The organism is Paenibacillus sp. N119s, assembly GCF_059447605.1.
On record NZ_JCAJRU010000177.1, the window covers coordinates 1 to 10,787 of the forward strand.

Genomic DNA, 10,787 nt, shown 5'->3' on the forward strand with positions numbered 1-10,787 from the left:
TGAATCTATGAATTCATATCTACACACAGGTCATATGACTTTACGGGTAACCACGTCGCTGCATATATTACAATATCCGCCCCGAGAGGAGGAGCAGGTATGAATGTTAATCCAAGTATGTTTAGTATGATTTGTGCCACTGCAGGAGCCATTATTACGTTTGCCTTTGGCGGCTGGAATCAGCTTATGGTGCTATTCACGGTTGCAATGGCTGTTGATTATGTAACAGGGGTCGCTGCCGCTGTGAAGACTGGGCAAGGATTAAGCAGTAAAGCCGGCTTTTGGGGGTTGGCGAGAAAGGCTTTAATGCTCATGGTGATTTCTTTGGCGCATCATGTGGACCTCCTGATGGGTACGGAAATCATGAAAGGGGCGACAACGTATTTCTATCTGTCCAACGAATTGATCTCGATTACGGAAAACTGTTCACGAATGGGTCTACCGCTTCCGCCGAAGCTTAAGAATTTTTTTGCCCTACTAAAGGACAAGGAGTCTGATGGTAAAAATGATGGAAAAGATCGCTAAGATCACTAAGATCACAAAGTTTCTTTCCGTATGTGGGGCGTTATGATAAAATTTTCAAGAGAACATTTTTAAGATAAGGAGCCTATACGCATGATTAAACATATTGTTTTGTTCAAATTGAAAGATCGCTCCCCTGAAAGCATTGAACATACGGCATCTATTTTGCGCAGCATGAATGGCAAGATCAAAGAGCTGTTGTCGCTAGAAGTAGGCACAGATGTGATTCGTTCGGAACGTTCTTATGATATTTCCCTTACCGCTGTGGTCGAAACACTGGAAGACTTGCAAACGTATCAGGTACACCCCGTGCATCAGGAAATTATTGTACACATGAATGAAGTGAAGGATGTATCTATCGCAGTTGATTATGAAATCTAAAGCGGTTACTGGAGGTGCAGAACTTTGTATTATGTCAACCGGGAACAAATTGAGCTTCGACTAGGGGCCGTTCCCGACATTGTCGCCGGACTTCGCCAGACATCTGCCGCCTGGAACGGCGATCTGTTGCAGGGACTCGTGCAGGAACGTTGCCTTCATCTGGCCATTGAGACGATCACAGACGTAGGAAGCTATATCATCGACGGTTTTATTATGCGTGACGCCAGTAGCTATGAGGACATTATCGGTATCATTCATGAGGAAGGTGTATTGGATGATACCGTATTTCATTCACTATTAGAACTGGTAGCCTTGCGCAAACCCTTAGTACAGGAGTATTTCCATTGGGACCGGACAAGCCTTCACCCACTTACACCTAAGCTGCCTGGGTTGCTGGAGCTTTTTGTAACCAACGTGCACGATTATTTATATAAGGAATTGGGTCCTCAGCCCGAGGGAGTGTAAAGGCAAAAGTGACGGATAAGTATATCGTACCCGAAATGCCCACTAGGCGCATGATCTTGACACTGTTGAAAACCCAGGGACCTGTGGGCGTCGGAAGCTTGGCAGCTCAATTGGGCATTACTGAAATGGGGGTGCGCAGGCATCTCAAATTAATGGAGCAGGATGGTCTGATTGTGGCTACGATCCTGAGACAGGCGATGGGACGCCCGACGTTTTTGTACAGCCTGAGCGATCAGGGAAGCGAGCAGTTTCCTCGTAATTATGATCATCTATTACTGGAACTGTTAGAGGAGCTGGATGAAGAGCAGGGAATGGAAGCTGTTCACTCGTTGTTTGATGGGAGAAAACGTAAAATGCTGAAGCGATACGCCCCCCACATAGAGAGTGAGTCTACACTGGCTTCACGTGTGGAAAAGCTTTCGGGCATCCAGAACGCTTCGGGTTATATGGCAGAGTGGCGCGAGGAAGAGGATGGCAGTTACTCTATTATGGAGTACAATTGTCCGATCTCTCAGATCGCCAATCGTTACCGCAAGGCTTGTGAATGCGAACAGCAAATGTTTGAGGAGCTGCTGGATGCCGAGGTTGTCCGTGAGGATTGTTTGGCGGATGGAGGCCGTTGCTGCTTGTATCGTATCCGCTCCAAAAATAAGTAGAAATTTTCTGGCTTGTTCTCTGTATCATGACAGGCTCTCCATGCTTATAATGCATTAACAGATGGGCATTCGCCCGGGCATAAGGGAGAGATGAATATGAAAGAGAACTGCAAAAGCTTTATCCGTGGCGCGTTGATAGGCAGCATTGCTGGCTCGGTTGCTGCGTTGTTATTTGCTCCTAAGTCAGGTCGCGAGCTGCGTCAGGATATTACAGACCAGGCTCGTCACGTGAGTGATAAGGGACAGGAGCTTGCGGGGAAAATTTCAGATACCTCCATCGAGTATACTGACAAAATTAAGGAGGCAGCTTCAGCCGTCATTCATGAATTAGGTCATTTGCGTAAAAAGAGTGATATTGCTTCAAAGGTTGGCATTTCATCCGTGCCTGTTCAAGAGAATACGGAAGAAGATGCTCTATAACTGTCTGTATATCGTAGGTGAAACAACCGACTATAGCTTGAGTTTGTGGCTTCCCCTATTAGGGTGAAGCCTTTTTGTTGATCGCTTCCTCGTTTTAGGGTAATCTTTTGGGGTACCTTTTACGCCAATACGACATAAGGTATGTAGCAACGGATAGATTTTCCGAGATGAAATAACTCATATTTAACAAAAAAGGAAGCGGTGTGTACGTGCAGCAAGCGATTGCAATATTGGATTCCGGTGTAGGAGGTTTGACGGTTGTTAAAGAAGTCATGCGTCAGCTTCCGCGGGAAAAAATTATTTATTTTGGAGACACTGCGCGCACCCCGTATGGTCCCCGGCCATCGGAAGAGGTTAAAAAATTTACAGAGCAGATGGTTGATTTTCTGATTCAATTTAATCCGAAAGTCATTATTATTGCTTGTAACACAGCAACAGCTGCGGCATTGGAGTATATAAGCCAAAAGGTATCCATTCCGGTGATCGGAGTTATCCACCCTGGGGCTCGTGCTGCGATCAGCGCGACCGCTACCGGGTATGTCGGGGTGATTGGAACTGTCGGTACGATTCGAAGCGGAGCATATACAACTGCGCTCAAGCAGTTGTCTCCCTATGTAGACGTGGTGAGCCACGCTTGCCCTGCGCTTGTGCCTTTGGTGGAACAAGGATTGTTCCGCTCCAAGACGACATCGCAGGTTGTGGAGGATTCATTGAGACCTATTCAAACGTATCCGATTGATTGTCTGATTCTTGGTTGTACGCATTATCCTTTTTTGAAGGAAACGATTCAGGAAGTCATGGGTCCTGCGGTGAAGCTTATTAGCTCGGCAGATGAAACAGCACGGGAAACAAGTACCATTTTGTATAATAAGGGCAAGTTGGAGGCCGGGGACGAAACGCCAGTACATCAGCTTTTTTGTTCCGGCGATCCAAAGTTATTCCAGCGCATTGCCGCCCAGTGGCTTGGAGAGCAGATTCGGCAGACGCCTGTTGTCTGGCAGGTCACCCATCTGGATTAACAGGACAACCAACTTTTTTTGTCATGGGACAAAAGAAGTTGGTTGTTTTGCTTTTCGCTCATCAAGACACGCAGCGTCTGCATAACATGCAGTAAGGCAGATGGAAGGGGCGTAGTAAGATGAAGGAATATATCGTTCAAAAAGGAGATACATTGCACCGGGTCGCCTCGGCTTTTAAATTATCGGCGGATACTTTGATCGTAGATAATCCGTGGACCGCCACGCAACCCTATCTGATTTGTGGTCAATTGCTATATATTCGTCCGTCTATGGATCGTAAATACGTTATTCAGCCTGGGGAGAATGCACGACGGATTGCCAAACAGTTCGGTGTAGAGCTTGATGAGCTGCGGCTCGCCAATTCGGGGCTTGCAGAGTATGAATTTGTGGAAGGAAAGACAATTACCATTCCTGAAGATCATCAGGATCAGATTGTACGGTTACGTGGAGAGTATAGTTATGAAGATTTAAAGGAAGATCTGGGGGCATTGGCCCGCAAATATCCTTTTATTGAAGTTGGCAGCATTGGTACCAGTGTCATGGGGAAGGATATCCCTTATATACGGATGGGGCAGGGAACGCGGAAAATTCATGCCAACGCTTCTGTACATGCTAACGAATGGCTGACGACACCTTGTTTGCTGCGTTTTATAGAACAATATGCACAAGCGCTTAGTCTAACTGGAGAGCAGGGAGATGGGCAACTTCACGATGAGCGAAGAGAACCCGCTGGAACTCCTCAATGGGTGTATGGGGGCTCCCCGCAGGATTTCATGGAGCATACATCCTTATGGGTGGTACCGATGGTCAATCCGGATGGTGTAGAGCTGGTGCAACAGGGTGTACTCCCAACGCACCCCATGTATCATGAACTCAGCAAATGGAATGAAGGACGTGCTGATTATCGTGGCTGGAAGGCAAACATTCGCGGTGTCGACCTCAACGATCAGTTTCCGGCGTATTGGGAAGAGGAGGTGCGTAGACGCGGTAAGACAGGGCCGTCCCGACGAGACTATGCGGGCCCTGCACCTTTGTCTGAGCCAGAGTCCAGGGCCCTTGCTGATCTAACGGAGCGCGAACAGTTCGACATGGTGCTATCCATACACAGCCAGGGACAGGAAATTTATTGGAATTATCGAGATCTAGAGCCTAAGGAGAGCCGAGATTGGGCATTACAGCTGGCTGCTGCGACAGGGTATCGGGCGGTAAAGCTGGGGGGAAGCGATGCAGGCTATAAGGATTGGTTTATACAACGGTTTGGTAAACCGGGATTTACCGTTGAAGTCGGTCTAGGCGTAAATCCACTGCCTATGCGTGATTATGACGATATTGCAGCAGAAGTTGGCATGTTAATGGCGACGGTGCTGTCATGGTAGCAGATCGGGCCAGTTGAAACGTATTGCATCATTTGCGCGTATTAGGGGGAGCACGTTTTTACAAGTGTTCCTCTTTATATATCCCTTCAATAGGGTATATATATTAGGAGCATTGGAAATGGAGTGAACAACCTATGAAGTGGAAAAGACTACTATCTCTCCGTCAGTGGTCACATGTATTTCGTCGTATGCCCCGATTGATTACCTCTTCGAGAATTCCTTTGGGTGAAAAATTACTTTTTGCAGTGCCTGTATTGCTCTATTGGATACTGCCTGATGTCATGCCGTTTGTGCCTATCGACGACATTGGTGTGACGTTATTGCTTATGAATTGGTTCGTCACCCGTGCTGAACGAAAGTATCCCGATTTGCTTGAAAAACAGCAGGCACGTGTCCGGTAAATATAAACTTGTGAATTTCGTGATTGCGATTTTTTACGATTTTCTTTACAATAGGAATATTGCCTTGTGCTATGCTGCACAACTTTTTTCTATTAAGGAGAAAGGCGAATTATTGGAATTGTTGATTTTACCCGCTAGGTTGTGTGGTGCGGATAGGTATCCATTGGACCACATTTCATTAATGAATATGAAGGAGATGAAGCTTAATGAACTGCAAAATTACTCGTAACGCAGCTAAAGTATTGAAGCTTGAACTGGATAAGGAAGAAAACCAAGGGAAGAGCTTGCGCGTTGTTATTACTCATGCTCATGGAGATCATGCTCATTACGGGCTGGATTTGGACACGCCTAAAGAAACAGATACAGTTGTATCTACGGATAAAGGTATTGATGTAATTTTGGAAAGCGGTCAGCCGTTGCTGGATGGTGTAAAAATCGATTACTTGTATTTCCCCGAAGAAGGATTTGTCATTACTAACCCTTCCCAAGGTAATCACGGCGACCACTAAGCCGGAGCTCGGAGGGATGACAGATGGCTAATGATATTCGCGTATGTGATGAGTGCAATCATATCCGCTTAAAGACGATCTTGCCTAAGCTGAAAAAGATGGCACCCGATGCCGAGATCAAAATCGGTTGCAAATCATATTGTGGTCCTTGTGGCAAACGGGCGTTTGTGTATGTGAACGGACGTTATGTGAGTGCGGCCACAGAGGATGAAGTATTAGAAAAGGCTGCACGCTTTATAAAATAGTTCGAGTGCGCATAGCTGGCACTTTTTGAATAGTTCTCCTCCTTCTGATCCATGCTAATAAATGTAGACCAGCCCAGAAGGAGGAGTGACCCATGGCCCAATATGATTCTAATCTCGACAATCACAGTGTCGAGGCTCAAACACAAAACTCAGTGGACAAGCTCCACAATGCCGTCTCTCAGGCATTGTCACATCCGGCTGAGCAGCTGATTGAGCAGGCGGAGCAATCTCGCACTCATGCAGAGCATGCTATATTGCAGGCAAAGGATAGCCTTGGTGACGATGCAGTAGAAGTTGCTGAGGAAATGCTTGGTGAAGAGGTGCAACGTCTTGAGCAGGCTAAAAAAACGTTGCGTTCCTGAGTCTGGTTAATCGCGACGAGCGCAGTCCAATGACTGTCAATAACAAAAATCCCGATCCACAGCCCTTATAAGTTGCTGGATCGGGATTTTTGTTTATATATCAGTTAGTTATGAAATCGACATCCTTGTTACTTCTTTGCTTGTGTCTCCCATTCGCGAATAAGATCGTAAGTGATGACCTGATCGGATATGTTCAATCGATTGAGAGCTTCAGTATAGCCCGGCCCGCAGGCGTTCACATCTGTAGGTTGCCCTGTACTCAGATTGTAGCAAGTCCCTTTGGAGAATGTACCATCCTCAGATGGAATGTAGTACACTCGACCGTCCGTGAAAGCACCCGTGCGGAGCACAACCATACGCGGCTTTCCACTAAACAGATCGTTCCCCATAAAATGATAGGGCTTCGTAGAGATGCCGAGCAGATGCATCACAGAAGGAGTCAAATCCAGCTGTCCTGCCGGTTCTGTATACGTGCCTGCTTGGCTTCCGTCGGGAAGATGCACAAGTAATGGCACTTGATTCATGATTTTCTGCATGTCTAAATCGATCAGTGGCTTGCCTAAAAACTTTTCATACAGTGCTTTGTCTTTAATGGAATTGTCATGATCCCCGTAGAACATCAGGATCGTATTATCCCACAGTCCGTCTTTCTTCATCTGATCTACCAGTTCACCCAAAGCCTCATCCACATAATGGACGGATTTCAGATAGTCTCCGAACATCGTACCTTCAAACTCGCCAACATCCAAATCTACAGCGTCAGGTGACAGGTTGTATGGATGATGGCTCGAAATACCGACCATATAGGCGTAGAACGGCTGCTTCACTTCGGTTGTGAGATCGTTGAGCGTTTGTCTGAAAAAGGATTTGTCTCCCAGAGACCAGCCGAGGGGCTCATCTATTTTAAAATCCTTTTTACTATAGAACTTGTCATAGCTCATCGCCTTATACATCGTGTAACGGTTCCAGAAGCTGCTGTCGTACACGTGAAACGCATTAGGACTATAACCTGTATCCTTCAAAATGGAAGGCAGTGTGTCGAATTTATGGTCCGCATAACGGATAAATACCGAACCCGTAGGGAGCGGATGCAGCGAAGCGTGGGTAGAGAAGTCCGCGTCCGAAGTACGTCCCTGCGCAGTTTGATGGAAATAATTATTAAAATACATGCTTTCCTTCATCAATTTATCAAAGTTAGGCGTTATTGCTTGACCGTTGATCTGTTTGCCGATAAAAAAGTTCATGAACGCTTCAGCTTGAATGACCATTACATTTTTGCCCTTATACTTGCCATAGAGGTCATTTTTCACCTGAAGTAACTTCTGGTGTTGATTGAACCATTCTTTATCCTTATCGGATTCCGCCTGAGCCAATGTAGGCTGGGGTCCTAGATGATCCTGGCTGTAGCGATAGATATCGTACCCATGAAATCCGATCAATCCAGTTACGTTGTACAAGGCCATCGACCACCAGTTGCCGACAAATATGCCTGTTGCCCAAGTAGAGGTATATATTTTGATCGGCCCAAAGGTCAAAATATAGCCAATCAGGAAAGCCAATGCCCCCTTGGAGAAGCGAAGCAGAAATCTTTTCGTGAGAGAGCTACGGGACCCTTCAAAATAATTATCACTCGTTGTAAACCGACGTCTCAAGGAAGCCACGAATATGACATATGGAATGAATAAAATCCAGTCTGCAAAAAAGAAAATATCCCACCAGTACATCAGAGATGCGATACTTCCACCCAGAGAATCAACTTGTCCAGCTTGAAGCAAAACGGGAATCGTAATGAAATCCTGGAAATACCGATAATAAACCATGTCGGAATAAATGAGCGCGGTGAGCAATATATCGAGCACCACAAGAGCAATCAAACGTCCGCGACGTGGCAACCACAAGGTCCAGAAGCTTACAAGCAACAAGGAACCAATAGCAATGACATAATCCAGCAGGTTCATGTCAATATTTTGGGCATGCAGGTTATAATGAATCAGTACGAGCTTGCCAATCATGAGTACAAAAAACAAAGCTAATCCGAAATATTGAGACAGCAGTAGCCTGCTGAACATGTTACCAGTGCGTCTTGCACTGGTCGTGCGAATAACCAACACTTTACCCCCTCTGGCAGAAATGTTCGGCTAGTATAAACTATACATTAACGTAATGTTAAAACCGAAATGCCTTTAATTATTATAGCGCTCATCCTGCGCATTTCAATGATTAAGTAAAGGAAATGCAGCACAAATCAGGCCAGGAAACGAACAAGGGTTCGTTTCCTGGCCTATATAGCTCGATCATTTAGGACTGCAACGGCGAAGAATCTTTGCGGCGCGGAGGCAGGGGGCCCAGATACTGATAGTATTGGCATTCGATTCGGCCGTTAAACAGCTTGCGGCGTTTGTCGGCTTTACGGCCCCAATAATGCTCAAATTGCTTGGTGGAGCTAATAGCAAAGAAGGACCATGTCTTCATTTCGGCTGCCGTACGTGCGAGTGTACGAATCAGCTTTTCCACCTCGGCTTGCTCACTGAGTCTTTCGCCGTAAGGGGGATTAGTAATCATCACACCATACTGGCCCTCAAGTCTGACCTTGCTGGCAGGCAGTACCTTCAGTGAAATATCTTTAGCAAAGCCGGCTGCTTTTACAGCCGCTTCAGCAACTTGTATAGCATTAGGATCGATATCGCTACCTGCAATCTCAAAAGGAATATCATCACGGGTCAGATCCATCGCCTCGTCGCGAGCCTGATTCCATAATTCTCTGCCAATGACAGGCCATTCTTCCGAGTTAAAGGTGCGTCTCAGACCTGGCGCAATGTTCCAGGCTTGCATAGCTGCTTCGACTAATAAAGTACCCGAACCGCAGCATGGGTCATAGAATGGGCGATCCGGGCTCCAGCGACTAAGCTGAATAAGAGCGGAAGCCATTGTTTCTTTGAGGGGCGCCTCTGTTACGAGCTTGCGATAGCCTCGTTTGTGCAGCCCTGGACCGGTTGTGTCCAGGGTTATCAGTGCACGGTCATTTAATAGAATGACCTCGATGACGTAGCGAGGACCATCTTCAGCAAACCAGTCTGTATGGTAGGTTTCCTTGAGCTTTTCTACAATCGCCTTCTTGACGATTCCCTGACAGGCTGGTACGCTACTAAGCTGTGATTTGTGTGAACGTCCCTCTACGGGAAATTCACCATCTACAGGAATCCAATCCTGCCAAGGCAATGCTTTGGTACCCTCAAATAGCTCGTCGAAGGTAGTTGCAGCAAACTCGCCCATTTTAATAAGAACGCGGTCTGATGTGCGAAGCCACAGGTTGCATCGGCATATATCCTTATAATCTCCAGAAAAAACGACGCGGCCATTCTCGACGGTCAGATCCTTGTATCCTAGTTCTCTAAGTTCCCGGGCCACGACGGCTTCAAGTCCCATCGGCGCAGTTGCAATTAGTTGCAGTTGAGTCATTAAACGTATTCACTCCGTCTCATAATCATGTAAGCTTGGTTCAATCCTTATAGTATAGGTCATTGTACTCGAAGAGACAAATCGTTAAGGTAAATAATTTACGAAGGACACCGCGTCCAACCTGCGTTATGATAGAAGAAGAAGGAGAGATGAAACGTGGAAATTACACCCAATATGACGCCTGAACAATATGTAGAGCAACTGGTACAAGAGGATGAGGCGTTGCGCGGCATTAGGGAGGCTATTGTTGAAAAAGGTATGCCTGAAGTCTCGGTTGCCCATCCCTATGGGAAGCTATTGACCTTTCTGATCGAAGTTTCTGGGGCACAGCAGGTACTGGAGATCGGAGCATTGGGCGGATACAGTGGAGTATGTCTGGCCCGTGGGCTAAGAGAGAAAGGGCGCATTGTGTCCCTAGAGCTAAAAGAGGCCTACGCAGCGCTGGCACATCAACATATGACAAACAACGGCTACGGTGATTGTGTCGAATATCGTATCGGACCTGCAGCAGACAGCCTGAAGAAACTTCAGGAAGAGGGAAGAACTTTTGATTTTTTCTTCATTGATGCGGATAAGGAAAATTACCCGGTGTATCTGGAATATGCGATTGCACTGGCCAATCCAGGCGCTATTATTGCCGGAGATAATTGTTTTCTGCGGGGACGGACACTGAACATAGACAAGAATGGACCTGCCGTACAGGCCGTGAGACGTTTTAACGAAACGATAGCAACGGACCCACGGCTGGTCAGCACGCTTTTGCCAGCTTATGATGGTTTGGCGTTGGCGCGAGTAAAGTGACGAGAGTCTCTAAAGTGTATCTATACCAAAAGAACCTCCTTATCCACAGTAGCGTGGAGCGGAGGTTCTTGTCTGTTAAGGCAGGCTATCCTACCCAAAGGTTGTCTTACCTGAAATGAGGCGTAGCCTTACGATCGTAAAGCTTCATACGTACCCAGATTATGTTGACGA

General features: G+C 46.5%; 14 protein-coding genes. 12 read left to right on the forward strand and 2 right to left on the reverse strand.

All coding sequences use genetic code 11. The annotated features are described in order from the left end of the window. Positions 1-99 precede the first annotated feature (99 nt). The 11 genes from AC5V8P_RS18330 (at position 100) to AC5V8P_RS18380 (ending at position 6,356) form a co-directional block, all read left to right on the forward strand. Positions 100-525: a phage holin family protein gene (locus tag AC5V8P_RS18330; RefSeq protein WP_063213054.1), complete on the forward strand. Its 426-nt coding sequence runs from the start codon at positions 100-102 to the stop codon at positions 523-525. A 90-nt stretch (positions 526-615) separates the two neighbouring features. After that, positions 616-903 carry a Dabb family protein gene (locus AC5V8P_RS18335; RefSeq protein ID WP_013309679.1) on the forward strand — a complete coding sequence of 96 codons (288 nt, stop codon included), beginning with the start codon at positions 616-618 and terminating at the stop codon, positions 901-903. A gap of 24 nt (positions 904-927) precedes the next feature. Continuing rightward, positions 928-1,368 carry a DUF86 domain-containing protein gene (locus tag AC5V8P_RS18340; protein WP_064796171.1) on the forward strand — a complete coding sequence of 147 codons (441 nt, stop codon included), beginning with the start codon at positions 928-930 and terminating at the stop codon, positions 1,366-1,368. Positions 1,369-1,376: 8 nt separating this feature from the next. Then, entirely contained in the window at positions 1,377-2,024 is a 648-nt protein-coding gene (locus AC5V8P_RS18345) for a helix-turn-helix transcriptional regulator (protein WP_063213052.1), read from the forward strand. Between the two features lie 96 nt (positions 2,025-2,120). Continuing rightward, positions 2,121-2,444: a YtxH domain-containing protein gene (locus tag AC5V8P_RS18350; protein WP_063213051.1), complete on the forward strand. Its 324-nt coding sequence runs from the start codon at positions 2,121-2,123 to the stop codon at positions 2,442-2,444. A gap of 209 nt (positions 2,445-2,653) precedes the next feature. Continuing rightward, positions 2,654-3,463, forward strand: a complete 810-nt coding sequence (gene racE, locus AC5V8P_RS18355) for a glutamate racemase (protein ID WP_063213050.1) — start codon at positions 2,654-2,656, stop codon at positions 3,461-3,463. A 119-nt stretch (positions 3,464-3,582) separates the two neighbouring features. Continuing rightward, positions 3,583-4,839, forward strand: a complete 1,257-nt coding sequence (locus AC5V8P_RS18360) for a M14 family metallopeptidase (protein WP_064796170.1) — start codon at positions 3,583-3,585, stop codon at positions 4,837-4,839. A 134-nt stretch (positions 4,840-4,973) separates the two neighbouring features. After that, positions 4,974-5,240 (forward strand): hypothetical protein, encoded by a 267-nt coding sequence (locus AC5V8P_RS18365; RefSeq protein WP_063213048.1) that lies wholly within the window; start codon positions 4,974-4,976, stop codon positions 5,238-5,240. Positions 5,241-5,446: 206 nt separating this feature from the next. Then, a complete protein-coding gene (locus AC5V8P_RS18370) occupies positions 5,447-5,749 on the forward strand; it encodes an iron-sulfur cluster assembly accessory protein (protein ID WP_013370462.1) in 303 nt (100 codons plus the stop codon). 23 nt (positions 5,750-5,772) lie between these two features. Further along, positions 5,773-5,994, forward strand: a complete 222-nt coding sequence (locus AC5V8P_RS18375) for a YuzB family protein (RefSeq protein WP_013370463.1) — start codon at positions 5,773-5,775, stop codon at positions 5,992-5,994. Between the two features lie 92 nt (positions 5,995-6,086). Beyond that, a complete protein-coding gene (locus tag AC5V8P_RS18380; RefSeq protein WP_016819703.1) occupies positions 6,087-6,356 on the forward strand; it encodes a hypothetical protein in 270 nt (89 codons plus the stop codon). Between the two features lie 128 nt (positions 6,357-6,484). On the opposite strand, the gene AC5V8P_RS18385 is transcribed toward AC5V8P_RS18380, so the two are convergent. Both AC5V8P_RS18385 and AC5V8P_RS18390 read right to left on the reverse strand, forming a co-directional pair. Beyond that, positions 6,485-8,467, reverse strand: a complete 1,983-nt coding sequence (locus AC5V8P_RS18385; protein WP_064796168.1) for an LTA synthase family protein — start codon at positions 8,465-8,467, stop codon at positions 6,485-6,487. 187 nt (positions 8,468-8,654) lie between these two features. Then, on the reverse strand, positions 8,655-9,815 hold the full coding sequence (locus AC5V8P_RS18390; RefSeq protein WP_064796167.1) for a THUMP domain-containing class I SAM-dependent RNA methyltransferase: 1,161 nt from the start codon (positions 9,813-9,815) through the stop codon (positions 8,655-8,657). 156 nt (positions 9,816-9,971) lie between these two features. On the opposite strand from AC5V8P_RS18390, the gene AC5V8P_RS18395 reads away from it, so the two are divergent. Beyond that, a complete protein-coding gene (locus AC5V8P_RS18395) occupies positions 9,972-10,616 on the forward strand; it encodes an O-methyltransferase (RefSeq protein WP_081276759.1) in 645 nt (214 codons plus the stop codon). Positions 10,617-10,787: the final 171 nt, after the last annotated feature.